Below are 25,030 nucleotides of genomic sequence, written 5' to 3'. Positions count from 1 at the left end.
TATGGTTAGGCTGCGCTAAAGTCTTGCTATGGGAAAGACCTCGCCGGCGAAGGTGGCGCAGCTCAAGCCGAAGAAGAAGTGCTGCAAGAAATCGACGCGCTGCCTCCGTTGCCCGGTCGTCATCCATCGGATGAAGAAGATCGACTGCGATCACCTGTCGAAGAAGCAGGCCAACAAGGCACTCAAGAAGGCTAGAGCGGCCTGACCTGCAGTTCTGCGGTGAGTTCCCGGATCCAGCCGATGTCATTGGGCACGATCTGACTATTGCGGTCCAGCTCCGCCAGCCGCTGCGCGTCGACCCACGCGATGGCGCGATGCTCCACCGCGCGCGGTGTCCCGGAGACGATCCGGGCACGGTGCGCGACCAACTTCAGCCCCTCGCGCGGTGTCACGACGTCGGCCAGCGGCGCCCCGACAGAAACCCGAACGTCGAGTTCCTCACACAGTTCACGAATGAGCGCCTGCGTGGGCGTCTCGCCCGATTCCACCTTGCCGCCCGGCAGCTCCCAGAGACCGGCCACCTCGGCCGGATAGTCACGCTGCGCCAGGAGCACCCGCGATCGGTGGAGGACCGCGCCCGCGACCACCAGGACATCGCCGGTCATCGTCCGATCACCGCCACCGCGCCGGGCTCCAGGGTCGGCCGTACCCGCGCTCCCGGGCGCACCGGCCGATCGCCGACGCACTCGAAGACCTCGTCGCCCATCCGGATGCGGACGCGCCATCCGGCGACCAGCGCGGCCGCATGCTCCACCACCGCATCGCCCTCCGGATCCGGTCGGACGCTGACGGCCTCCGGACGCAGAGCCACCGTGCAGGGGCCGTCTCGCAGTTCGCCGAAGTCCGCGCTGCCGGTCAGCCTCGCGTCGCCGAGCGCGGTCGTCAGAACACCGTCCCGGACGGTGCCCGGGACGCTGGCCCGGGCGCCGAGGAACCGCGCGGTCTCTTCGTCCACCGGCCGGCGCCACAGCCGCGACGCCGTGTCGGTCTGGACGATGTCGCCGTCGCGCATCACCGACACGGTGTCGGCCACCAGCGCCGCCTCGCGGTGGTCGTGTGTCACGAGGACCGTCGGTGTGCCCGCGCGGCGCACGATGTCGCCGATCGCTTCGGCGAGGGATTCGCGGAGTTGCGAGTCGAGCGCGGCCAGCGGCTCGTCGAGCAGCAGCAGCCGCGGTCGCGGGGCCAGCGCCCGCGCCAGCGCCACCCGCTGCGCCTGACCGCCGGAGAGCGCCGACACCGGCCGATCGCCGAATCCGTCGAGTTGCACCAGCCTCAGCATCTCCGCGACCCGATCGGCCGCGGCGCGGCCGCGGACATGGCGCCGAGCGAGACCGTAGGCGATGTTCTGCGCCACCGTACGGCCGGGGAACAGTTGACCGTCCTGAAAGACGACGCCGAAGTCGCGGCGATGCGGTGCCGTCGTCGCCAGATCGACACCGTCCCAGCAGATCGATCCGGCTGCCAGCGGTTCGAGGCCGGCCACCGCGCGCAGCAACGTCGACTTGCCGCAGCCCGAGGGACCGAGGAGAGCGGTCACCGTGGACTCTCCGGTGCCCACGGACCACTGCACACCGGCCAGCGCCTCGAATCGCCCGTACCGGACGGTCGCTCCCTCCACAGTCAGCATCTATCCCTCTCCGTCCGTGCGTGAGCGCGTCCCGACGATGGCCTCTATCGCCGCGATCACCGCGGCACTGACCGCCACCAGCAGCACCGATGCGGCCATCGCCGTGGCGAGGTTCGCGGTTCCGGGGCGGCTCATGAGCGATCCGATGAGCACCGGCAGGGTGGTGGTGTCGGCGCGGGCGAGGAAGGTGGTGGCACCGAACTCGCCGATCGCCATCACGAAGGCGAAACCGGCCGCGGCGCACAGCGCCCGCGCCGTGAGACGCAGATCCACCGACAGGAGCACCCGCCACGGCCGTGCTCCGAGCGTGCGCGCGGCGTCGCGGAGCCGTTCGGGCACCTGGGAGAGCGCGGGAATCATGATCCCCGCCACCACCGGCACCGCCAGCAGCGCCTGCACGGCCGGGATCACCAGCGGCGACTGCGCCACCTGAACGGGCAGGGTGCCGATCACCAGCAGATAGCCGAATCCGAGGGTCACCGCGCTCACACCGAGCGGCAGTACGGCCAGCAGCGCCGTGAAGCGGGCGGGCAGGCCCCCTCCGCGGGTCACCGGGACCGCGATCAGCAGCCCGCCCACCACCGCCAACAGGGTCGCTCCCCCGGCGCTCGTGACGGAGTAGCGCATCGCCGACAGCGCCGAGTCGCCGTAGGACCCATCGGTCAGGCCGCGGTAGCCGTCGAGGGTCCAGGCACCCGCGGGGCGCAGCGACGAGAGCACCAGCGCCGCCAGGGGCAGCAGAAGCCACAGGGCGGTCCACGCGAGTGCGAGGAGGGCCGCCGGCAGGCGGAGCCCGCGGGGCCGTCGCCGGTGGCCTCCGGCCGGAGCCGTACCGGCGCCCACGGTGGACGATCCGCCGACCGCTCGGGTCAGCAGCAGCGCGCAGGCGACCACCACGATCTGCAGGAGGGAGAGCGCCACCGCCTCCGGGATGCGGAAGTACCCGATCGCCTGCTGGTAGATCTCCGTCTCCAGTGTCCGGGCGGTGCCGCCGCCGAGGACCACCACGACACCGAAGCTGGTGGAGCAGAACAGGAAGACCAGCGCCGCGGCCGAGGCCAGCGCGGGCGCGATCCGCGGAACCACCACGTCCCAGAAGGCCCGCGGCGCGGTCGCGCCCAGGGTTCGCGCGGCCTCGACGGTCCTCGGGTCGATCTGCTGCCAGGCGGCGCTGACGACACGGACGACGACCGCCACGTTGAGGAAGATGTGGGCGGGCAGGATCGCCGCCCACCCGTCGGTGACGCCGAGGAAGCCGAGCGGCCCGGTCAGCAGCGCCCGGAAGGCCACCCCCACCACCACGGTCGGCAGGACGAACGGGACCGTCACGATCACCCGGAGGATCGCCGTGCCCGGCAGGTCCACGGTGGCCACGAGCCACACGATCGGCGCCGCGATCAGCACTGTCAGGACCGCCGACGCCGCCGCCTGGGCGAGGGTGACCGCCAGCAGATGCCAGCCAGCCGTACGGTCGATCAACTGCCAGAAGCCCGCACCGTCGTCATCGGCCACCGCCCGCCGGGCCAGGGTGACCAGCGGCCATACGAACATGACCACGATGAACGCCGCGGGCACGACCGTCGCGACCCGAGCGGCCGTCGACGTGCGGCGAATCGGCGCCGGGGTCCGGCGCGCCGGCACGGACACGGTCAGCGCTTGACCGTGGCGCGCCACTCGTTCAGCCACTGTTCACGGTGTGCGTCGATGTACTCCGGCGACATCGTGACGGTCCACGCGGGCATCGGCGCACGCTGCCGCCAGTCGGCGGGCAGCGGGATGTCTTTCTGCACCGGATAGACGTACATGGCCGTGGGCAGCGCGGCCTGCACCTCCGGGGTCAGCATGAAGTCCACGAGCTTGCGCGCACCCGCGGTGTTCGCCGCACCGCGCAGGACGCCGATGTACTCCACCTGCGCGAAGCACGCGTTCAGCAGTGCGCTGGTACCCGGCGTGGCGGCCGGACTCGACGCGTACGACACCACGATCGGCTTGTCGCCGTGCCCGGCGCCGGCGCTGAACAACTGGTTGTAGGCCACTTCCCATCCGGAGACGATCTCGGCACCGTTGTCGACCAAGCCGCGCCAGTAATCGTCCACTCCGCCCTTGAACCGCCCGATCGTGGTGAGCAGGAAGCCCATCCCGGGCGACGACGTCGACGGGTCGAGGAGGGCCGCCATGTCCCGGTACCGGGGCTGCGTGAGCTGCTCGAGAGACGTGGGCGCCTCGATGCCGTGCTTGTCGAACCAGGCATCGTCGACGTTCAGGCACACGTCTCCCCGGTCGACGGCGGTGAGTTGCCCGGGCGCGCCCTGAATGTCGTACTTCGCCGAGCCGTCGACCGCGGCGGGCGAGGTGTAGGGGTCGAGCGCCTTGGCTTCGATCGGCCGGGCCGCGAAGGTGTTGTCGATACCGAACACGGCGTCGCCCTTGGGCGATCCCGGGGTCAGCGACACCACTGAGGAGAGCTGCCCGGCATCGCCCGAACGCACGATCTTGAGTTCGGTACCGGTCTGCTTCTCGAACCGGTCGATCAGGTTCTGCGGCAGTTCGAACGAGTCGTGCGTCAACAACGTCACCTCGTCGGCACCACCCGATCCGGAGGTGCACGCCGACGTCGCCACCAGCACGGCTGCCAGTGCCGCCGCGACGACAGCGCGGTTGCGCCGCGCGCTGCCGAAGCGCGCGTTGCCGAAGAAGGCCATCTGCTAACCCACGTCCCCTCGATAGAGAAGCCCCCAGATTTCGCCTGCGGGCCAGTTGTTGCTCACCTGAGGCGAATCTAACCAGTTGACGGTGCGTATCCGCATTCGGAGGGCATCCGCAGTCGGAATCCCTCTAACCTCTTGTGTAACAATTTTCGCACACGCCTCAGTAGTTTCATGGGATTGTGGCTACACTCGCCTCACTAGACAACTGTTCGTCGACCGAAGAGGATTCAGCCGTGCGACTCGCGCGCTCCCGCCGCACCGCCGCAGCCGTCGCTGCGGCAGCAGTCATCGCCCCCGCTCTGCTCGTCCCGTCGACCGCATCGGCCGAGCCCGCGAAGGACGCTCCGGCCGCGCAGCAGGAGCTTCCGATCCCGGACGCCGCTCACGCGCCCACCGTGGAGCCCAAGGTCCTCGAATCCCTCGGGGCACTGACTCCGGCCCTGATCGGCTCCGCCGCCACCCGCGACTCCGACGGCAAGGTCAACACCGAGCTCCTGGCCCAGGTCCGCAAGCTGGCCGACAACCCGGCCGTACCCGCCGAGGCGCAGGACGTCTGGCGCTCGCTGATCGATTTCCTGGGCGAGCCCGGGGCCAAGGAGGCCGCGAAGACACTGTCGCTCGAGGCGACCCCCGCGGCCGAGAAGAAGAAGAGCGACGCGCCCGACATCCCCACCGGCCCCGGCAAGCCGCGGATCCAGCAGTTCCTGTATCCGACCCTGGGCTTCGGCTGCATGCCCGGCGGCGGCAATTCGGTCGGCATGGCCCTGGTGACGGCCGGACCGCAGGCCGCACCGGCACCCGGCCCGAAGCGCGGCCAGGCCGGCTACGTCTACACCAGCCTCGGCACCGGACCCGCGGTGAAGTCGGCACAGAAGCTCTTCGTCACCTGGCTCAACATCGACAACGGCCGCACCGGACAGCAGGCGCTGCTGCCCAATCCGAAGATCAACGCCACCAAGGGCCCCGGCACGTTCACCGGCATCGCCAACACCGGCCGCGGCCGGATCGTGTCGACGATCTACGGAACCGTGACGACGAAGATCAAGGGCAAGAACGTCTCATGCATGATCGCTCCGACGATCGGCACCGCGATCATCTGAGCCCCTCGACCCGAGTTCGATCAGAGCCCTGGACCATCGGAGGTCCGGGGCTCTGATCGGTTTCGGGGACGCCGCCGCAACTTGTGACGGACATCGCTATGGCAACGAAAAGCTTTGTGGCGCAACGGCTCCGACATCTCCAAAGGGTCGCATCCAGGTAACGACTCGGACTCGCTCCTTGAGAAATCCAGCGGTTGATTCTCATTATTAACTTAAGAAACTTTAGTCACATCAGCCACAGCGGTCACGGCCGCCGTGGCCGTTGCGCAGCTGTGGAGGTAAGCCAGTGAGTCCACGCACGTACCGATCGATGCGGTTCGGCATCGCCGGGCTCGCAGTCGCCGCCGCAGCACTCGCTGTGCCGGCCGCCGCCGGGGCCGATCCGGCGGCACCGTCGCCCGAGGCGAGCACTCCGGGCACCGCCGTCCCCGAGACGAGCGCCCCGCAGAGCACAGTCCCCGACTCCACGGCACCGTCGGCACCCGACTCCACCGCACCGCAGACGGCCGCACCGCAGGCCGATCAGGTGCGCACCCTGCCGACGATTCCGGGCGACGCCGCGCTCGCCGATCTCTTGCGCAAGCTCAAGGCCACCGGCGGCGACGAGAAGGCCGTCGAGGCGATCACCGCCATCCTCTCCTCCGACGGCCGGCTGGATCTGTCGAAGTACCTGGACAGCGCGAGTGTTCTCAACGGCATCGGTCTCGACGGCGCCGGCCTCGAGAAGCTCGGTCTGGGCAAGCTCGGACAGAGCGACCCGCAGACGCCCGCCCCGGTCGCAGCCACCGTCCCCGCGGCGCCCGCACCGGCTCCCGCCGCCGACGTGCTGACCGTGCTGCAGAAGGTCACCGGAACGTCCCTGCTGTCCCCCGCCGTGGCTCCGCTGTGCGCCGAGCCCACCCCCGACAACCCGCTCGGACTCACCACCGCCCCGGTTCTGGCGGCACCCGGCCCGTGGCCCACCGTCGCCGCCGACCGCACCGGGGTGCTCACTGCGCTCACCTCGCTGTTGCCCGCCGACAGCAAGGAACTGCTGACGGCGATCGGTGAGGATCAGACGGCCTTCGCACTGGTGCCGCCCGGCAAGCCCGACTCGGACCAGTTCCGCGTCGCGTGGTTCAACACCACCACGATGAAGGGCGGCCTGGCCGATCTGAAGCCGCTGTCGGAGGCGGCGTCCGCCGGACCGCTCAAGCAGTTGCTCACCGACACCGAGAACTTCCACGGCGTCCGTCTGGCCCGCGTCGACACCGGTAAGGGCCACATCCTCTCGGCGGTCTTCGGCACCACGACCACCGCCGGCCGCACCTGCTTATTCCTGCCCGCGCTCGGCACAGTCCAGAACTGACTGGTTCAGGACTGACGCCGATCCCTACTGTGCCGGCCGCACCGGCACTCTCTCACTCCGCCGCAGCCCGGCGGCCCGTCGTAAAGGACCGAATAATGATCACCGCCCGGAAGCGGCTCGCCCGCACCCTCGTCGTGACCGCCGCGGCAGCCGCGCTGACGGTCGGCGGCGTCACCGGCGCACTCGCCGTCGCCGATCCGGAGGACGCCCCAGCCCCCACCGGCGGTCAGACCGCGGGATCGGTGTTCGCCAACCGGACCATCGACGACCGGGCGCTGGTGCCGGGTGCCGCCGCCGGCCAGCAGTACAGCTACTGGTCCGTCGGCGCCGACGAGCGTCTGCATCTGTCCACGGCTGTGCTGCTCGAGCCCCGGGGCAAGGCGCCGGCGGCCGGCTGGCCGGTCGTCGTCTGGGCCCACGGCTCCGACGGCTGGAACGATTCATGTGCCCCGTCGGCCAAGCGCGATGCCGACGACCGCTCGACGCTCAGCCATCTGCTCGGTCGCGGCTACGCCGTCATCGCCCCCGACTACGCGGCCGTCGGCGCGCCGGGTTCACCGCAGTACTCCGACGTCGACGCGACCGCGCACAACATCGTCGACGCGGTCCGTGCCGGAGCCGACGTGGGCTCGTCCTCGCTGTCGCCGAAGTGGGCGGTGGTCGGCTCCACGCAGGGCGCCGCAGCCGCCACGTCGCTGGCCCGCAACGCGACCGCGTGGCAGACCGGTGAGCTCGACTTCCGCGGCGCCGCCGCGACCAGCATTCCGGCCGGCTACGACGACGTGGTCGCCGGCCTGAGTCCGTCGTCCTCGGCGGTACCAACGGCCGTGGTGGCCGACGTCCTCTACACCCTGGCGTCTCAGAGCACCGAGGACCTGGGCACGATCCTCACCCCGCGCGGCGAAGCCCTGGTCCAGAAGGCTCAGAAGCTGTGCACTTCGGCGCTGATCAAAGAGATCGGCGGCACGCAGCTGGCCGACCTGGTCTCGAAGCCGCTCGCGTCGAACGCCGCACTCGCATCATCGCTGCGCAAGTCGCTCGCGATCCCGGCTCGCGGCTTCAACCGCCCGATCCTCATGAGCCAGCGCCTGGTGGACGAGAGCGTCGTGGTGCCCGCATCGCTGCGGTACGTCACTCAGGCGCAGCTCTCGAGCAACAAGGTCAAGATGAGCACGTATCTCACCGGCGACGAGTCGGCGGGCAAGCGTCAGGAGCAGGCCGCCGTCGACAATTTCCTCGGCGGACTGTTCTGAGTCAGCCCATCTCCTCCAATTCCATGCCCTTCGTCTCCGGCACCTTCGCGCGCACGTAGAAGAACGAGATCCCGGCGCACAGCGCGAAGAAGCCGTAGACGAAGGCCGGGCCCACCCAGCCCATCGCGGCCGGGAACAGCAGCGAGATGGTGAAGTTGGAAAGCCAGTTCACCGCGGTGCACAGACCGAGAGCCACCGCTCGGTAGCGGTTGGGGAACATCTCACCGAGCATCACCCACATCACCGGTCCCCAGCTGGCGGCGAAGGCGATGACGAACAGATTCGCGCCGATCAGTGCCAGCACGCCCCAACTCGTCGGGAGCCGCGAGACCGTATCGCCCGAATCGTCGACGGCGTCGTAGACCTGCGTGAAGGCCACCGATGCCAGCACCAGCCCCACGAACATGCCCACGGAGCCGAAGAGCAGCAGCAGTCGGCGTCCCACCCGGTCCACGAAGCCGATCGCCACAAAGGTCATCACCACGTTGATGACCGCCGTGATCACCGAGGTGACGAACGACGCCGACTCGGAGAAGCCGACCGACTGCCACAGGGTGGTCGAGTAGTAGAAGATGGCGTTGATGCCCACGAACTGCTGGAACACGGCGAGCCAGATACCGACCCACACCAGCGGGTGGAGACCGAATGCCGGCCCGGCGAGGTCGCGCATCGACGCCGCGGACTCGAGCTTCACAGTGCGGCGGATCTCCGCGACCCGGCCGTCCGGATCGGGTTCCCCGGTCACGTGAGCGAGAATCCGCGAGGCCTCGCCGTCTCGTCCGCGGACCACCAGATAGCGCGGCGACTCCGGGATCGTCAGCGACAGCACGCCGTAGACGACGGCCGGCACCACACCGACCAGGAACATCCACCGCCACGCCTCGATGTCCAGCCAGAGGGTGTTGGCGGCGGCGCCGGCACTGTCGGCGAGCACCGCGTCCGACAGCAGCGCCGCGAAGATGCCCAGCGTGATCGCGAGCTGCTGCATCGAACCGAGCGCGCCGCGGAACCGGGCGGGCGCGATCTCGGCGATGTACGCGGGAGCGATCACCGACGCGATGCCGATGCCCAGACCCCCGATGAGCCGCCAGAGCATCAGATCCCACACCGTCTGAGTGAGACCGGCGCCGATCGACGAGGCGATGAACAAGGCGGAACCGAGCAGCATCACCTTCTTGCGGCCCCACCGGTCGGCGAGTCCGCCCGCGAACCACGCCCCGAGCGCGCAACCGACCAGGGCGATGGCGACCGCGACGCCGGTGACCAGGTCCGACAGCCCGAACTCGCCCTGGATCGCGTCCACCGCACCGTTGACGACCGAGCTGTCGAAACCAAACAGGAAGCCGCCGACCGCTGCGGCGGTCGAGACTCCGAGGACTCGCATCAGCGGGACGTCTGTGCGCCCGGTCTCCGACGCGGTCATGCGACTGCCGTTCCGGTGCACGACGAGTACTGCGGATTCACCATCGGGTTGAAGGCCATCGCCCCGATCTTCTGATGCACGGTGAACCGCACGGCGCCGCGACCCGGGTGGAGCACGACGTCCCAGTCGGCGGTGTGCGCGCGGGTGGGCACCCGCACGGTGCCGGTCCGTCCGGTCGACAGGTTGCGCCAGGTCACAGTCGTGAGCATCGTCAGCTCGAGCACCGGACCCACCCCGCCCGGATTGTTCGACGAGAGCGTGATGGCCGGCCCCGGCAGTCCGTCCGTCGGGAACGGGCCGCCCGTGTACACATCGACCACGATCCGCAGCCGCGCACCGGGCCACGGATTGGCGCTGTCGCACCGGATGGACCGCACGTACTCGGCGCCGTAGGGCGACGCGTGCGCCTGCGGGACGGCGACGCACCCGGCGGCCAGCACCGCCGCGCTCGCGCCCGCCGCCGCGACCGCCCTCCCCCGGCGCCGTACTCCCCGAACCGATCTCCTGGCTGAGCAGTCTGCAGTACGCATGCTTGGGAGTGTGCCAGCCGGGAGCCGCGAGCGCCGGGACTTCGACCGGGGCGCCGCCGGAGAGGGTCTCGGAGTTCGCCGGCGACCGGCGTGCCGATGACCGCGGGCGACTAGCATGAGCGGCATGGCTGACCTCCAGATCGCCCAGGACCCGGTCGCGGACGCACTGCTCTCCACGGACGCCTTCGCACTCGTGACGGGCATGCTGCTAGACCAGCAGTTTCCGATGGAACGGGCGTTCGCCGGACCGGCGAAGATCCTGGAGCGGTTCGGCACCCTCGATCCGGTGGCGATCGCCCACGCCGACCCGGAGGCCTTCGCCGAGTTGTGCGCCACTCCGCCCGCGATCCACCGCTACGGGCGGTCGATGGCCGGCCGGATCCAGGAGCTCGCCCGAACGGTGGTGGACGAGTACGACGGCGACACCGCCGCCCTCTGGACCACTGCCCGTACCGGCGAAGAACTGTTCGGGCGTGTCCGCGCGCTGCCCGGTTTCGGCGAGCAGAAGGCCAAGATCTTCGTGGCCCTGCTCGCCAAGCAACTGGACGTGAAACCGCGCGGGTGGACCAAGGTGACCGGTGATTACGGCCGCAAGGGATACCGTTCCGTGGCCGATGTCACCGATCCGGAGTCGCTCCAGCGGGTTCGGGACTTCAAGAAGGCCGCGAAGGCGGCTGCCAGGAAATGACGACCGCTACAATCGTCGACCATGAATAGCAGCGCGAACGAAGTCCGGATGGCCGTCAAGCTGCCACTGCGTCTCGGCTTCGCCACGGCCGGTATCGCACTCTCCACGGTCGAGTCGGTCGTCAACGTCGCGCGGCTCACCGCCGAGAGCATCGAGTCCGAGGTGAACTCGATGCTCGGAATCGACGAGAACAGCGAGATCGCCACTGTCCGGGCTCCGCTCGCGATCCTCAGCCAGGTGGCCGATCTGCTGAGCCCCGACCGCCCCTTCGGCCGGATTCTGGCCAACGGCGGCCCCCTCGACCGCTTGATCCAGCCGGGCGGCGTGATCGACCGTCTCACCGCTCCGGACGGTCTGCTCGAGAAGCTGACCGAGCGCGGTGGCCTGCTCGACCAGATGACGGACGAGAAGGGGATCCTGATGCGGCTGGCCGCTAAGGACGGACCGCTCGACCGGCTCACCCGGGAAGGCGGCGTGGTCGACCAGTTCACCGAGAACGAGGGCATCCTCGAGCGGCTGACATCCGAGGGCGGCATCGTCGACAAGCTGACCGCTCCGGACGGTGTGCTGGAGAAGCTGTCTCAGCCCGGCGGCGTGCTCGACCGCGCCGCCGGCGACGAGGGCCTGCTCGATCAACTGCTCGGCGCCGACGGTGCCCTCGAGAAGCTGATCGCTCCGGGCGGACCGCTCGACAAGTTCACCGAGCTGTCCGAGACGCTCGCCTCGCTGCCGCCGAATCTCGCTGCGATGCAGGAGACCGTCGACCACCTCAACGAGGTCGTGGAACTGCTCAATGCGTCCGTGGCACCGATCGGCGGGCTGGCCGACCGGCTCCCCAAGCGCCTCACCCGCGCCGGAACCGCGGCGACCCCGCAGACACCGACGCGGCCGCAGCTTCCCGGGGACCCGACCGACGACGCCGTCAGCCGGTACCCCGGTCGCTCCTGAGCTACTTCGCGGTCCGGCGCAACCGCACGTTGGCGAACTCGCCGAGACCCCACTGTCCGAGTTCACGGCCGTACCCCGACTGCTTGACGCCGCCGAAGGGCAGGCCGGGCAGCGAGGTCCCGTGCTCGTTCACCATCGCCATGCCGACATCGAGCCGGTCGGCCACGGCCTGCGCGGCCTCGACGTCCGAGCTCCACACCGAACCGGAGAGTCCGTACTCGACGTCGTTGGCCAGATCGACGGCCTCGTCGACCGACGAGAACTTGTAGACCACCGCCACCGGGCCGAAGATCTCCTCGCGGTACGCGTCCATCTCCGGCGTCACATCGGTGAGGACCGCGGGAGCCATGAACGCGCCCGGCCCGTCGAGGGCCTCTCCGCCGGTGTGCAGCGTCGCGCCCTGCTCCACCGCCTGCGAGACCTGCTTGACCACGTTGTCACGCGCGGTGACCGACGACAGCGGCCCCACCTTGGTCCCGTCCTCGGCCGGATCGCCCACCGCGAGCCCGGAGATCGCCGCCGTCAGGTTCGTGACGAAGTCGTCGTAGATCGACTCATCGACGATGAACCGCTTGGGCGAATTGCACGCCTGGCCCGCGTTCATCGTCCGCATGGCTGCGGCGCCGGCGGCCAGCGCCGCGACATCCGGGGTGTCGAGCACGATGAACGGGTCCGATCCGCCGAGTTCGAGCACCGACTTCTTGAGATTGCGCGCCGCGACTTCCGCGACCGCCGCCCCGGCGCGGCTCGATCCGGTGAGTGAGACGCCCTGCAACCGGCGATCGGCGATCATCGTCGCGATCTGCTCGTTGGTCGCGAAGACGTTGATGTAGGCGTCGGCGGGAATCCCGGCGGCGTGCGCGATCTGTTCCATCAGCTCCGACGACGCAGCGCAGATCGGGGCGTGCTTGAGGATGATCGTGTTGCCCAGCAACAGATTCGGAGCCACGAACCGGGCCACCTGGTAGTAGGGGAAGTTCCACGGCATGATGCCGAGGATCGGGCCGATCGGCGTGCGGGTGACGATCGACTCCGCGGCTCCCTGCGGATCGAGTTGCTCGGTCTCCAGCAGAGCCGGGCCGTTGTCCGCGTACCAGTCGTAGATCATCGCCGTCAGTGCGAGTTCACCCAGACCCTGCTTGGTCGGCTTCCCCATCTCCTTCGTGATGACCGCGGCCAGTTCGGACGCCCGGTCGCGGTACGCCGCGGCGGTGTCGCGAAGCATCTGTACGCGCTGCTCGATCGGAGTCTGCCGCCACTGGCGATATGCCTTCTCGGCGCGTTCCAGGATCGGATCGATCTGGTCGTCGGTGATCGTCGGAAACTCGCGCTCCACGACGCCGGTGGCGGGGTTCTGGGTCACATAAGCAGTCATATGCGAATGCTACGCGTGCGAAGGTGGCGTCGCCGGGCTTCCTCCGAAGGCCGCGCGCACGGCTGCGGCGTACTCGTCGACGGTCCGCGCGGCGGTTCCGCGAGCGGCGATCGACACGGTCACCGTGGCACCGATTCCGTGCACGCCGTGGGTGAGTCCGTGGACCGCGGACAAGGCCGGGAACCCCGCGGTGAACAGCACTCGACCGCCCGCCAGCCGGAGGTCGCCGTCGCCGCGGTTCACCGACGAGACCACGGTCGCACCCGCCACCCGCTCCGGGACCGGCGCCGCGGACGAGAGCCGGACGGCCAGCGATCCCAGTACCGACGGAGCGCGGTCTGCCGCCCAGCGGTCGACGCGGGCGGCCGCAGAACGGTCTCGCCGCCGCGCCGCGTCGAGCTGGCTCGCGATCGCCTCGGATCGAGCACGCCGATCGAGGTCGGGGCGCAGATCGACGCCGACGGAGAAGAAGTCGTTCCGGCGCCGAGCCACCGGTTCTCGGGTCGCCGGTTCACGGGAGACGGCGACCTCTGCGACCACCCGGCCGTCAGGACTCGTCCCGCCGAAGCGCCCGAGCACCTCGGCCAGCCCCACCAGTGCCCCGACGGTGACCGAGGATCCCAGCCGCCGGACCGACGATCGCGGCAGCGTCACCGTCCGCAGCTCCACCGCGCCGGGATCCGGACGATTGAGCACGGTCGGCTCGATCACGTCGGCGCCCGGTGTTTCCGCTGTGCCGCAACGGGATCGGAGCATCCACGCGGCCGCACCGGCGACGGTTCCGGTCGCCAGTCGCGGCGCAATGGCCGCGGCGCCCGCGGCGGCGGCCACTGCGGAGGCCACGGCGGAGGGAAGCGGCGCGCTGCTGCGCACCCGGTCGGGCCGACCCTGCGTCAGCAACCGTCGTGCGATCGCCGAGACCCGCCGCCCGCCACCGAGCGCATGCGAGATCTGGAGCACCACGATGTTGGCCGGGCCGTCGGCGTCGGGCACATCCGTGAGCGATTCGAACAGATGCAGCCGCCACAGCGGCCCGGCGGTGCGGTCGCCGCTCGCCATGAGATACCCCAGGGCGGCCAGGCATTCGGTCCACGTGGTGGCCGGGTGTCGGCAGAACTGCTCGGGACGGGGACGCGACGCGCGCCAGCGCGGATACCCGAGATCCCACGGCACGCGGGCGACGCCGAGACGCAGGTCTGCGATCTCGGACGCGCGGGGCGCGAGTTCGGCGAACGGATCGGCCGACGGGTCGTCCGGCGCGTCGAACGCATACAGCAGGAACTGATCGTTCGCCGTGGTCAACGATCGCCAGTACATCGCCGCGTCGGGCGGCGTCAACGCGCTCACGAGACCTCCTTGCCATCGCTCGATGGCAACGTGGGCATAATGCGGTGCAGTGTCAGGCGTCGCGGCCGCGGCGCCGGAAAGGCTCCACCCGTGTCCAGTGCCCCCACACCCGCACAGCCCACTCCCGGCGCATCCGCGTCCCGGCCGGAGTGCGTGTACCGCCTCGATGACATTCCACCCACCACACCGGTCATCGTAGGGGTCGGCCAGGCAGCCGAACGCATCGACGACGCCGACTACGCGGGCCTCTCCGAGGCCGACCTCGCGGCCCGCGCGGTGAGCGCGGCGCTCGCCGACACCGGGGCCGACGACGTGGCACGCCTCGTCGACACCGTGGTGGCGGTCCGATCGTTCGAGCGGTCGAGCCCGGCGTCGTCGTCGCCCTTCGGCCGGCCGGACAACATGCCGCGCGCGGTGGCACGCCGGACCGGCATGGATCCGCGCAGGGCCGTCGAAGAGGTGACCGGCGGGCAGAGCCCGCAGCATCTGGTGAACGAGTTCGGCGCCGAGATCGCCGCCGGGCGTGCCGACGCGGTGGTGTTGTTCGGGGCCGAGGTGATGTCGACGGTCCGCCACGCCCAGCGCTCGGGCACCGCACCGGATTTCAGCGAGACCGTCGGCGGGCAACTGGAGGACCGTGGCTACTCGATCGGCGGCCTCACCTCGATCGACGAGGTGAAGCACGGGGTCGTCATCCCCATCTCCCAGTACTCGATCGTCGAGAACGCGCGGCGCCACCGTCTCGGACTCGGCGCCGCCGAGTACGCGCGGTCGATGGGCGAGCTGTTCGCACCGATGACGCGTGTGGCGGCGCGGAACCCCTTCGCCGCCGCCCGAGAGGAGTTCACCGCCGAGGAGTTGGCGACCGTCACCGACCGCAACCGCCGCGTCTCGGTCCCCTACCCGCGCCGAATGGTGGCTCGCGACCACGTCAACCAGGCCGCGTCCGCGGTACTGATGTCCGTCGCGGCCGCCCGGTCGGCGGGGATCCCCGCCGACCGCTGGGTCTTCGTCCACGGCCACGCCGACCTGCGGGAGAAGCCGCTCCTGACCCGGCCGGACCTCTCCCGCGGACCCGCGTCGGTCGCCGCTGTCCGGGAGGCACTGCGCCTGGCGGGCACCGATGTCGACGACGTCGCGCACTTCGATCTGTACAGTTGCTTCCCGGTCGCGGTCTCGCACGTCATCGACGAGCTCGGACTCTCGCCCGACGACCCCCGCGGACTGACCGTCACCGGCGGGCTCCCCTACTTCGGCGGGCCCGGCAACAACTATTCGATGCACGGCATCGCGGAGATCGTGTCGCGGGCGCGGCGCGAGCCCGGCTCGTTCGGCCTGGTCGCAGCCAACGGCGGCGTCTTGAGCAAGTACTCGGTGGGCGTGTACTCGTCCATCCCCGCTCCCTGGCGTCCGAGCACCTCCGCCGACCTGCAACGCGAATTGGACGCCGCACCGTCGGTGCGGGTGGCGCACTATCCGAACGGCCCGGCGACGATCGAGTCGTTCGTCGTCATCGATCCCGACGGCGAGGCCCCCGGAGCCACCGTGGTCGGTCGGCTCGCCGACGGCGCCCGGTTCGTCGCGGCCGTGGACGACCCCGCCCTGCTCGATCTGCTGCGCGCCGACGACGACCCCATCGGAACGCCGATCTTCGTCCGCGCGTCGACGAACCAGAACCACGCGGCACGCACACGCGACGTCCTCGATGCGCGCCATCCGCGCGCGGCGGTCGGATTCGCCGAGCGGTACGAGCATCTGCTCGTCCGGCGCGAGGGACGGGTGCTCGAGGTGACGATCAACCGGCCCGAGGTCCGCAACGCGCTGAATCCGGCGGCGAACGCGGAACTGGACTCCGTCTTCGACGCGTACTTCGCCGATCCCGATCTGTGGGTCGCAATCCTGACCGGCGCCGGCTCGGCCGCGTTCTCGGCGGGCAACGATCTGAGCGCCGGCGCCCAAGGCGGCCTCTCGATGCCCGCCAACGGCTTCGCCGGACTCACCGCGCGGCGCGACCGCGCCAAACCGGTGATCGCCGCGGTGAACGGTTTCGCCCTCGGCGGCGGGCTCGAGATCGCCCTGGCCTGCCACGTGATCGTCGCGGACGAGCAGGCCACCTTCGGCCTGCCCGAAGTGAAGGTCGGCCTGGTCGCCGCGGCGGGCGGACTGGTCCGCCTCCCCCGCGTCGTCCCGCCCGCCCTCGCCCGCGACATGATCCTCACCGGACGCCGCATCGACGCCGCGGAGGCGCTGGCGTACGGCCTGGTGTCGAGGGTGGCACCGCACGGTGAAGTGATGTCCGCCGCCCGCGCCGTGGCCGAGGAGATCCTGGCCGCGTCACCGGTCGCCGTTCGCGCCTCCCTGGCGGCGATGGCCGGATCCGAATCGCAGCCGGACACGGTCCGGGCCGTGGACGAGAGCCTCTCGGTCCTCGACACCGTCCTCGTCTCGGAGGATCTCCGCGAGGGTGTCACGGCCTTCGCGCAGAAGCGCGAACCGCAGTGGAGAGGATGCTGACTCCCCGCTGAAACCGTCGCCGACCTGCAGATGTCCGGCTTCCTCTTGAATTACTTGGATGTCCAAGTATATCGTGGTTCACGTCACGAACGGATGCCTCTGGAAGGACGGCGCATGACTGCACTGCGGACCATCGATCACTACCTGAACGGCGCACACGTCGCCGCGACTGGCGCGACCGCCGACGTCTACGACCCCAGCACGGGTCAGGTTCAGGCCACGGTGCCGCTGGCCACCGCCGCCGAAGTCGACGCCGCCGTCGCCACCGCCAAAGAGGCCCAGAAGACGTGGGCCGCCATGAACCCGCAGCGCCGCGCCCGCGTGATGATGAAGTTCATCGAGCTGGTGAACCAGAACATGGACGAGCTCGCCGAGCTGCTCTCGAGCGAGCACGGCAAGACCGTCGCCGACGCCCGCGGCGACGTACAGCGCGGACTCGAGGTGATCGAGTTCTCGGTCGGCATCCCCCACCTCCTCAAGGGCGAGTACACCGAGGGCGCGGGCACCGGCATCGACGTCTACTCGATGCGGCAGCCGCTCGGCGTGGTCGCCGGCATCACCCCGTTCAACTTCCCCGCCATGATCCCGCTCTGGAAGGCCGGCCCCGCCCTGGCCTGCGGCAACGCCTTCATCCTGAAGCCCTCGGAGCGCGACCCGTCCGTTCCGGTCCGCCTCGCCGAGCTGTTCACCGAAGCCGGCCTGCCCGACGGTGTGTTCCAGGTGGTGCACGGCGACAAGACCGCCGTGGACGCACTGCTCGTGAACCCCGACGTCAAGGCCGTCGGCTTCGTCGGGTCGTCGGACATCGCGCAGTACATCTACGAGACGGCCGCCGCCAACGGCAAGCGCAGCCAGTGCTTCGGCGGCGCCAAGAACCACATGATCATCGCCCCGGACGCCGACCTCGACCAGGTCGTCGACGCCCTCATCGGCGCCGGCTACGGCTCGGCCGGCGAGCGCTGCATGGCGATCTCGGTGGCCGTCCCGATCGGAGACGCGACCGCGGACGCTCTGCGCGCCAAGCTCGTCGAGCGGGTCGAAGCGCTGCGCGTCGGTCACAGCCACGACCCCAAGGCCGACTACGGTCCGCTGATCACCGCCGCCGCACGTGATCGCGTGGTGGACTACATCGAGCAGGGCGTCGCCGCGGGTGCCGAACTCGTCGTCGACGGTCGCGGCAAGGGCGCCACCGAGGCCTCGTTCAACGGCACCGATCTCGGAGGCGGTTACTACCTCGGCCCCACCCTCTTCGACCACGTCACCAAGGACATGTCGATCTACACCGACGAGATCTTCGGCCCGGTGCTCACCATCGTCCGCGCGCACGATTACGAGGAGGCGCTGGCGCTGCCCACCGAGCACGAGTACGGCAACGGCGTGGCCATCTTCACCCGCGACGGCGACACCGCGCGCGACTTCACCTCGCGCGTCGAGGTCGGCATGGTCGGCATCAACGTGCCGATCCCGGTGCCGGTCGCGTACCACACCTTCGGCGGCTGGAAGCGCTCCGGCTTCGGCGATCTCAACCAGCACGGCCCCGCGTCGATCATGTTCTACACCAAGACCAAGACGGTCACCTCACGTTGGCCGTCGGGCATCAAGGAGGGCGCCGAGTTCTCCATCCCGACCATGCACTGAGGCCCGTCGCGGAACCAGAGAACAGGCGTATCAGGTAACGACATGCCCTATCCGAAATTGCCCGACGACGATCGGATCGTCGTCGAAGCGGCCCGCGACTTCGCCCGTAAGCGGCTCGCCCCGCACTCTCTCGAATGGGATGCCACCGAGCATTTCCCGGTCGATGAGATGCGCGAGGCGGGTTCGCTCGGGATGGCCGCGATCTACACCAAGGAGGACGTCGGCGGCTCCGGTCTGCGGAGGATCGACGGTGTGCGGATCTTCGAGGAACTGGCGAAAGCCGATCCGGTGACCGCGGCGTTCCTGTCGATCCACAACATGTGCACGTGGATGGTCGACACCTACGGCACCACGGAGCAGCGCAAGCGCTGGGTTCCGAAGATGGCGTCGATGGAACACATCGCGAGCTACTGCCTCACCGAGCCCGGCGCGGGGTCGGATGCCGCGGCGCTGTCGACGTCGGCCCGCCGCGATGGCGACGAATACGTGCTTCGCGGCAGCAAGCAGTTCATCTCCGGCGGCGGTGTCTCGGACGTCTACGTGGTGATGGCGCGCACCGGTGACGCCGGCCCCCGCGGAATCTCCACGTTCGTCGTCGAGAAGGGCACGCCGGGGCTGTCCTTCGGTCCGCCCGAGGCCAAGATGGGCTGGCACAACCAGCCCACGGCCCAGGTGATCTTCGACGACGTCCGGGTCTCCGCCGATGCGATGCTCGGCGGCCCGGACGGCGAGGGCACGGGATTCTCGATCGCGATGAACGGCCTGAACGGCGGGCGGCTGAACATCGCCGCGTGCTCGATGGGCGGTGCGCAAGCCGCGTACGACAAGGCGCTCGTCTACGCCACCGAGCGTGAGGCCTTCGGCAAGCCGCTGATCGCCGAACCCACCATCTCGGCGACGCTCGCCGAGATGGCGACCTCCCTGGAGGCCTCCCGACTGCTCCTGTGGCGGGCGGCCGAGGCACTCGACGCCGACGATCCCGACAAGGTCGAGTTGTGCGCGATGGCGAAACGATTCGTCACCGAGAGCTGCTTCACCGTCGCCGATCAGGCGCTGCAGTTGCACGGCGGCTACGGATACCTGCACGAGACGGGTATCGAGAAGATCGTCCGCGACCTGCGGGTGAATCGCATTCTTGAAGGAACCAACGAAATCATGCGGATGGTGATCGGTCGCGCCGAGGCGCAGCGGGTCACCGCCGGAAAGGGCAACCGATGAGCACGATCGCTTTCCTCGGACTCGGTCACATGGGCGGACCGATGGCCGCCAACCTGGTCAAGGGCGGACACGAGGTGGTCGGCTTCGACCTCGTCCCCGAACTGCTGGAGGCGGCCGTCGCCGACGGTGTCCGCGCAGCGAAGTCGGCGGAGGAGGCCGTCGCCGGAACCGACGTCGTCATCACCATGCTTCCCAGCGGCGCAGCGGTGCGGGCGGTGTACGACACCGTGCTGCCGCACGCGACGCCGGGTCAGCTGTTCATCGACAGTTCCACCATCTCGGTCGAGGACGCGCGTGCCGTACACGATCTCGCCGTCGCCGCGGGCATGATGCAGCTCGACGCCCCCGTCTCCGGCGGGGTCAAGGGAGCGGCGGCCGGAACCCTGGCCTTCATGGTCGGTGGCGACGACGCGGCACTGGCCGCGGCACAGCCGATCCTGGCGCCGATGGCGGGCAAGGTGGTGCCGTGCGGCGGACCGGGCAACGGCCAGGCCGCCAAGCTGTGCAACAACATGATCCTGGCCGTGCAGCAGATCGTGGTCGGTGAGGCGTTCACTCTGGCGGAGAAGCTCGGGCTCTCGGATCAGGCGCTCTACGACGTGGTGACCGGCGCCACCGGCAACTGCTGGGCACTCTCGGCCAACTGCCCGGTGCCCGGGCCGGTCGAGACGGCACCGTCGGCCAACGACTTCCGGCCGGGGTTCGCCACCGCGCTGATGAACAAGGATCTGCACCTGGCGATGGACGCCGTGTCGACCACCGGCGCCACCGCACCGCTCGGCTCACACGCGGCCGAGCTGTACGACGCCTTCGCCGCCGAGCACAGCGATCTCGACTTCAGTGCGATAATCGAAACCCTGCGCTGATCTCGAGTTCGGCGCAGCCGTAGACGATGGGAGTGGTGTGGCCGGGGTGGATCATGAGTCGAACGAGCGCGACCCGATCGCCCTGGCCCGCCGCAACTGGGAAGACGCAGGCTGGGGCGGCGACATCGCCGACGGCATGGAGGCCGTCACGTCGGTGATGCGCGCGCACCAGATCATGCTCGCGCGCGTCGAGCAGGAGCTCAAACCGTTCGGCCTCACCTTCTCCCGTTTCGAGCTGTTGCGGCTGCTGGCCTTCACCCGGCACGGCGAACTGCCGATCTCCAAGGCGAGCGACCGGCTTCAGGTGCACGTCTCCTCGGCCACCCACGCGATCGCACGCCTCGCCGACGCCGGGCTGGTGAAGCGGATACCGCACCCGAGCGACGGCCGCACCACACTCGTGTCGATCACCGACGACGGCCGGGAGTTGGTCGAGAAGGCGACGGCGGTGCTGAACAATGGCGTCTTCTCCCATGTCGGAATGACCAGCGCCCAGGCGCGTCAGTTGGTGGAGTCGATCCGGTCGCTTCGGCGTGACAACGGAGATTTCTAGACACTCGCGTTTTCGGACGGGACACCGTTCGGTGTGGTCGTGGTCTCCATCCGTCATCGGCGTCTGGCCGTCGTGCGACCGGGTGGGTAGCCTTCGTGGCGACGCCCCGTGGCGGGGCGCCCGGACGAGCCCGCCGTACCCGGTCTGCGACAAGACGGTGGACGAGGAGCACTCATGCACTGGCTCGTTCTGATCCTCTCCGGCGTCTTCGAAGCGGTGTGGGCCACCGCCCTGGGACGGTCGGAAGGTCTTCACCGCCTCATCCCAACCATCGTCTTCTTCGTCGCGCTCGTCATCAGCATGGGCGGCCTCGCCTACGCGATGCGCGAACTGCCGACCGGCACGTCGTATGCGATATGGGTCGGGATCGGCGCCACCGGAGCCGTCGTCTTCGGCATGATCACCGGCACCGAAACCGCGAGCATCGCGAAGATCGTGTGCATCATCGCCATCGTCGGAGGCGTCATCGGGCTGAAGCTCGTCAGCTGACGGCCACCGCACTTCCGTGCTCCCGGCCGGGTGTGTCCGGTCAGGCGGCCAGGAGGGTGTCGAGGTAGTTCTCGATGCGAGATTCGCTGGGTTCGGGCGGCGGCTGCGGTTCGTGGCCCGGTAACAGTTCGGCGTGGTGGATCTGGTTGATCCGCCACCCGGGCGGTCTTGTCCCGCCGCGGCTGGTGTTGGGGGTGGGTCGCCAGGCGACGCGGCCGGCGTGGGGTCCGTCGATCAGGATGGTGGTCTGCCATTGGCCGGGGCGGGGTCCGACGGAGCGGTTGTGGCGCCCGCATGCGGCGCCGAGGTGGTCGATGTCGGTGGGTCCGCCGTCGGCCCAGTCGGGGAAGTGATGGGCTTGGGTGCGGGTGAACGGGGCGTCGCAGCCGGGGGCGGTGCAGCCGCGGTCGCGGGCGAAGAGCATCAACCGCTGTGCCCGCGACGCCAGCCGGCGTCCCCGTCCGAGGTAGAGGGCTTGTCCGGTGTGGGCGGAGAAGACGGCCAGATGCGGGGTTGCGGTGGCGGCGACCTCGATCAACTCCGCCACCGGCAGCCGGGTCCCGGTCGCGGTCAACGCGATCCCGGCCCGCTCGGCCAACTCGTGGTCGGTGACGGTGATGACCAGATCACCCGACCGCCGACCACGCCCAGCACCAGTGTGGGAGGCGCGCAGCAGCGCCTGCAGACCATCATGGGTGCGCTGCCCCGGCGTGCGAGTATCACGCTCCACCGCCGCCGCCAGAGCGGCCGGGTCCGCCGACTCCACCGTCCCCGACGGGGAATCCGGGTCGTCGGGATTGTTCATCCCCGGAGCCGCCCACGACGGCAGTGCCGCCTCCATCTCCGCCCGCAACGCCGGAGTCAGATACCCGCGGACTTTGCTCATCAACCGCAGATCCTGCGGCAGCACAGCGAAGCCGCGCAGGCGTTTGCGGTCGCGTTCGTCGGTGACGGTCCCGTCCGGGTCCAGGTGCGCGAGCAGTCGGATGCCGGCGGTGCGGACACCGGCCGGACTCAACTCGCGGGCGACCCACGCCAGCTGTGCCTCGGCGCGTGCTCGGGTGTCGGCGTCGATGGCGGTGGGGATCTTGTCCATGACGGCGTCGATTTCGCGGACGTGGTCGGCACCGATCGCACCCTCGCCCACCGCGACCGCAGTCGCCGGCAGTACCGGCGGGCGGGTCTGGCCCTGCAGGTCGGTGAACCGTCCGATCCCGGCGGCGCTGACGCGCCGGCGTCGGGCGGCACCGTCACCGAGCCGCAACCCCTGCGCCAAATACTGATGCACCGACAGGTACCCGACTTTGCGATACACGGCCCGGTCGGAGACCTCCACCAACACTGCCGCGTCGACACCGTCGAGACGACGATGAGTACGCTCCAATGTCTCGACGGTTTCCAGCAGGGTGTCTTCTGGGACCGCGGACAGTGGCAGGGACGCGAACTTGGTCGCCGCAGCTTCCAACAGGCGCGCGAGGGCGGCCGGATCGTCCGGCAGCACTTCTGACGCGACCATCGAACCCACCCCCCTCCACCTGCACAGTGCCCGAGAACACTCCTGCTGTGCTTCTATGTTCGAATCATACCGCCGCCCTCTGACAAAGCCGCCGCCTCACAACTCGATGCCCGATCGTGCCGCCAGCACAGCGGCCTGCACCCGCGACTGCACGCCCAGCTTCATCAGCACCCGCGAGACGTGGGTCTTCACCGTCGCCTCCCCGATCATCAGGCGGCGGGCGATCTGCGCATTCGACAGTCCGGCGCCGAGACCGCCGAGGACTTCGATCTCCCGCTCGGTGAGGTCACTCAGATCCGGAGCGGGCTCGGCGGGACGTGATCGCATCGCGTCCACCACCACCCGGGTCACCGCGGGATCGAGCACCGCGTCGCCCTGCGCGACACGTCGGACACCGTCGACGAGTTCCGCGCCGGACGCCGACTTCAGCAGAAACCCGCTCGCTCCGGCCGCCAGTGAGCCGAGCACGTATTCGTCGATGTCGAAGGTCGTCAGGACGAGGACGGCCGCGTCGGTACGCGCCATGACTTCGGCGGTGGCGGCGATTCCGTCCGTCCCCGGCATGCGGACGTCCATCACCACCACGTCCGGCCGCAGCCTCTCGGCCGCGTCGACGGCATCGGCACCGTTCGACGCCTCGCCCACCACGCTGATCTCTCCCGACGACTCCAACACCAGCCGCAGGCCTTCTCGGACCGCGGCGTGATCGTCGGCCAGGACCACTCGCGTCCGGCTCACGCCCGCACCACCGGCACCCGCACGCGGACCACCCATCGTCGACCCTCCACACCGGCGGTCGCGGACCCGCCGATGCTCTCGGCGCGAATCATCATGTTGCGCAACCCATTTCCTCCCGATCCGTCGCCTTCGCCGCGCGCCATCGCACGTCCGTCCGTGAGACCGTTGCTGACCGTCATCTCGACGAGGTCTCCGGCTGAGACCAGTTGCACCGCGACGGGCTGTCCCGGCTCGTGGCGCGTCGCGTTCGCCAGCGCCTCACCCGCGATCCGGGTCAACACCGTCTCGATCGCGAGCGGAAGACCTTCGGTGTCGCCGTGCACCTCGACGGCCGAGCCGACCGCCTCCGCCGCCGTCACGAACGGAGCGAGTGACGACCAGCGGACAGTCGGAGTGTCATCGCCGTCGGCGGCGAGCACGTCGATCATCTCCCGCAGCTCCGACAGCGCCGCCAGGCTGTTGGAGCGCATCGAGGCGATCACCGGCTTCGGGTCCGGTGCCTCACGTGCGGCCTCGGCCAGGATCGCGATCGCCGACACGTGGCCCGCCACCGTGTCGTGCAGTTCCCGCGACACCCGGCGACGTTCCTCCGCCAGCGCCGCGGCGTGCTCGGCTGCGGCGGCCGACTGTTCGGCCCGCGCCGCCCGGATGGTGGCGTGCACCGACTGCGCGTAGCCCAGCGGCGAGACGAGGAAGGCCACTCCGAGCAGGCCCACCAGCACACCGGCCCGCGGATCCGCCGCGAGCGCCACAGCCACCGCACCCGCGACCGTCACCGCGAAGCAGGCGACACCGACGAACCTGCGCAACCGCGCGGACCCGACCGTCATGACCGCGAAGATGACGTCGGTGAAGGAGATCCAGAGCGGAAGGGACGCACCCGACGGAAGGTCGAGCGCGATGAGAACCACCATGATCGCGAGCGCCGCCGACGGTCGGCGAGGCGCCGCGAGTTGAACGACGAACGCCGCCACCAGGATCGCGATCTTGACCGGAGCCGAATGCCCGCCCCAGCCCTGGATCAGCGTGAACGCCCCACTGACCCACAGCAGCAGACCGACGACCAGTGTGCCGAGAGCCGACACCGTCGTCGACGAGAATCTGGGAATCGACATCATCAGACATCACTACAGCACACGTCGCGGGGC

General features: G+C 69.8%; 23 protein-coding genes and 1 riboswitch. Of the genes, 12 read left to right on the top strand and 11 right to left on the bottom strand.

The genetic code is table 11. The features are described from left to right. Positions 1–28: 28 nt before the first annotated feature. Positions 29–205 (top strand): hypothetical protein, encoded by a 177-nt coding sequence (locus tag ABFX36_RS10235; RefSeq protein ID WP_006895834.1) that lies wholly within the window; start codon positions 29–31, stop codon positions 203–205. Here ABFX36_RS10235 and ABFX36_RS10230 read toward each other — a convergent pair. From ABFX36_RS10230 to ABFX36_RS10215, 4 genes are read right to left on the bottom strand one after another with little or no spacing between them, the layout of a single operon-like run. Beyond that, positions 192–605, bottom strand: a complete 414-nt coding sequence (locus ABFX36_RS10230) for a (deoxy)nucleoside triphosphate pyrophosphohydrolase (RefSeq protein ID WP_006895833.1) — start codon at positions 603–605, stop codon at positions 192–194. The two genes, ABFX36_RS10235 and ABFX36_RS10230, sit on opposite strands and share 14 nt — an antisense overlap. Then, a complete protein-coding gene (locus ABFX36_RS10225; protein ID WP_006895831.1) occupies positions 602–1,630 on the bottom strand; it encodes an ABC transporter ATP-binding protein in 1,029 nt (342 codons plus the stop codon). The genes ABFX36_RS10230 and ABFX36_RS10225 overlap by 4 nt, the downstream gene beginning before the upstream one ends. Continuing rightward, entirely contained in the window at positions 1,631–3,277 is a 1,647-nt protein-coding gene (locus tag ABFX36_RS10220) for an ABC transporter permease (RefSeq protein ID WP_346076245.1), read from the bottom strand. It abuts the gene before it with no gap. A gap of 2 nt (positions 3,278–3,279) precedes the next feature. Further along, on the bottom strand, positions 3,280–4,332 hold the full coding sequence (locus tag ABFX36_RS10215) for a thiamine ABC transporter substrate-binding protein (RefSeq protein ID WP_346076200.1): 1,053 nt from the start codon (positions 4,330–4,332) through the stop codon (positions 3,280–3,282). Between the two features lie 239 nt (positions 4,333–4,571). Between ABFX36_RS10215 and ABFX36_RS10210 the strand changes: the two genes are divergently transcribed. The 3 genes from ABFX36_RS10210 to ABFX36_RS10200 all read left to right on the top strand — a co-directional run bounded on the left by ABFX36_RS10210 (position 4,572) and on the right by ABFX36_RS10200 (position 8,039). Next, a complete protein-coding gene (locus ABFX36_RS10210; protein ID WP_346076198.1) occupies positions 4,572–5,438 on the top strand; it encodes an Rv1157c family protein in 867 nt (288 codons plus the stop codon). Between the two features lie 286 nt (positions 5,439–5,724). Further along, positions 5,725–6,786, top strand: coding sequence for a hypothetical protein (locus ABFX36_RS10205; protein ID WP_346076196.1), 1,062 nt, complete (start codon positions 5,725–5,727; stop codon positions 6,784–6,786). 95 nt (positions 6,787–6,881) lie between these two features. Beyond that, complete coding sequence (locus tag ABFX36_RS10200) at positions 6,882–8,039, top strand: alpha/beta hydrolase family protein (protein ID WP_006895825.1); 1,158 nt, start codon at positions 6,882–6,884, stop codon at positions 8,037–8,039. 1 nt (position 8,040) lies between these two features. Here ABFX36_RS10200 and ABFX36_RS10195 read toward each other — a convergent pair whose 3' ends face one another. Then, positions 8,041–9,462 (bottom strand): sugar porter family MFS transporter, encoded by a 1,422-nt coding sequence (locus ABFX36_RS10195; RefSeq protein WP_006895824.1) that lies wholly within the window; start codon positions 9,460–9,462, stop codon positions 8,041–8,043. After that, positions 9,459–9,992 carry a hypothetical protein gene (locus ABFX36_RS10190; protein WP_231875700.1) on the bottom strand — a complete coding sequence of 178 codons (534 nt, stop codon included), beginning with the start codon at positions 9,990–9,992 and terminating at the stop codon, positions 9,459–9,461. Before ABFX36_RS10190 ends, ABFX36_RS10195 begins: the two co-directional genes overlap by 4 nt. A 124-nt stretch (positions 9,993–10,116) precedes the next feature. On the opposite strand from ABFX36_RS10190, the gene ABFX36_RS10185 reads away from it, so the two are divergent. Both ABFX36_RS10185 and ABFX36_RS10180 read left to right on the top strand, forming a co-directional pair. Continuing rightward, positions 10,117–10,680: an HhH-GPD-type base excision DNA repair protein gene (locus tag ABFX36_RS10185; protein ID WP_039867210.1), complete on the top strand. Its 564-nt coding sequence runs from the start codon at positions 10,117–10,119 to the stop codon at positions 10,678–10,680. 21 nt (positions 10,681–10,701) lie between these two features. Beyond that, positions 10,702–11,628, top strand: coding sequence for a hypothetical protein (locus ABFX36_RS10180; RefSeq protein ID WP_045540711.1), 927 nt, complete (start codon positions 10,702–10,704; stop codon positions 11,626–11,628). A 1-nt stretch (position 11,629) separates the two neighbouring features. Here the strand turns inward: ABFX36_RS10180 and ABFX36_RS10175 are convergent, their stop codons facing one another. Then, on the bottom strand, positions 11,630–13,003 hold the full coding sequence (locus tag ABFX36_RS10175; RefSeq protein ID WP_346076192.1) for an NAD-dependent succinate-semialdehyde dehydrogenase: 1,374 nt from the start codon (positions 13,001–13,003) through the stop codon (positions 11,630–11,632). Positions 13,004–13,012: 9 nt separating this feature from the next. After that, on the bottom strand, positions 13,013–14,350 hold the full coding sequence (locus ABFX36_RS10170; protein WP_346076190.1) for a hypothetical protein: 1,338 nt from the start codon (positions 14,348–14,350) through the stop codon (positions 13,013–13,015). 153 nt (positions 14,351–14,503) lie between these two features. Between ABFX36_RS10170 and ABFX36_RS10165 the strand changes: the two genes are divergently transcribed. From ABFX36_RS10165 to ABFX36_RS10140, 6 genes are all read left to right on the top strand, one after another. Continuing rightward, on the top strand, positions 14,504–16,864 hold the full coding sequence (locus tag ABFX36_RS10165; protein WP_045538305.1) for an acetyl-CoA acetyltransferase: 2,361 nt from the start codon (positions 14,504–14,506) through the stop codon (positions 16,862–16,864). 114 nt (positions 16,865–16,978) lie between these two features. After that, complete coding sequence (locus ABFX36_RS10160) at positions 16,979–18,502, top strand: CoA-acylating methylmalonate-semialdehyde dehydrogenase (protein ID WP_006895817.1); 1,524 nt, start codon at positions 16,979–16,981, stop codon at positions 18,500–18,502. 42 nt (positions 18,503–18,544) lie between these two features. Beyond that, positions 18,545–19,720: an acyl-CoA dehydrogenase family protein gene (locus ABFX36_RS10155; protein WP_045538304.1), complete on the top strand. Its 1,176-nt coding sequence runs from the start codon at positions 18,545–18,547 to the stop codon at positions 19,718–19,720. Beyond that, positions 19,717–20,586 (top strand): 3-hydroxyisobutyrate dehydrogenase, encoded by an 870-nt coding sequence (gene mmsB / locus ABFX36_RS10150; protein WP_006895815.1) that lies wholly within the window; start codon positions 19,717–19,719, stop codon positions 20,584–20,586. The genes ABFX36_RS10155 and mmsB overlap by 4 nt, the downstream gene beginning before the upstream one ends. A gap of 37 nt (positions 20,587–20,623) precedes the next feature. After that, the gene (locus ABFX36_RS10145) at positions 20,624–21,139 is read left to right on the top strand and encodes a MarR family transcriptional regulator (protein WP_006895814.1); all 516 of its coding nucleotides are present in this window, start codon (positions 20,624–20,626) and stop codon (positions 21,137–21,139) included. 98 nt (positions 21,140–21,237) lie between these two features. Further along, positions 21,238–21,303, top strand: a riboswitch (guanidine-III (ykkC-III) riboswitch). 10 nt (positions 21,304–21,313) lie between these two features. Beyond that, positions 21,314–21,628, top strand: a complete 315-nt coding sequence (locus tag ABFX36_RS10140) for a DMT family transporter (protein ID WP_045538303.1) — start codon at positions 21,314–21,316, stop codon at positions 21,626–21,628. Between the two features lie 40 nt (positions 21,629–21,668). Here ABFX36_RS10140 and ABFX36_RS10135 read toward each other — a convergent pair whose 3' ends face one another. The 3 genes from ABFX36_RS10135 to ABFX36_RS10125 all read right to left on the bottom strand — a co-directional run bounded on the left by ABFX36_RS10135 (position 21,669) and on the right by ABFX36_RS10125 (position 25,000). Further along, the gene (locus ABFX36_RS10135; protein ID WP_346076186.1) at positions 21,669–23,144 is read right to left on the bottom strand and encodes an HNH endonuclease signature motif containing protein; all 1,476 of its coding nucleotides are present in this window, start codon (positions 23,142–23,144) and stop codon (positions 21,669–21,671) included. A 96-nt stretch (positions 23,145–23,240) separates the two neighbouring features. After that, positions 23,241–23,918 (bottom strand): response regulator, encoded by a 678-nt coding sequence (locus ABFX36_RS10130; protein WP_062367764.1) that lies wholly within the window; start codon positions 23,916–23,918, stop codon positions 23,241–23,243. Continuing rightward, positions 23,879–25,000 carry a sensor histidine kinase gene (locus ABFX36_RS10125; RefSeq protein WP_062367765.1) on the bottom strand — a complete coding sequence of 374 codons (1,122 nt, stop codon included), beginning with the start codon at positions 24,998–25,000 and terminating at the stop codon, positions 23,879–23,881. Before ABFX36_RS10125 ends, ABFX36_RS10130 begins: the two co-directional genes overlap by 40 nt. Positions 25,001–25,030 lie beyond the last annotated feature (30 nt).

This window comes from Gordonia cholesterolivorans, from assembly GCF_039531975.1.
Taxonomy (GTDB): Bacteria; Actinomycetota; Actinomycetes; order Mycobacteriales; family Mycobacteriaceae; genus Gordonia; species Gordonia sihwensis.
The sequence above is the reverse complement of the archived record's forward strand: the minus strand, read 5'-3'. Positions and strand labels throughout refer to the sequence as shown.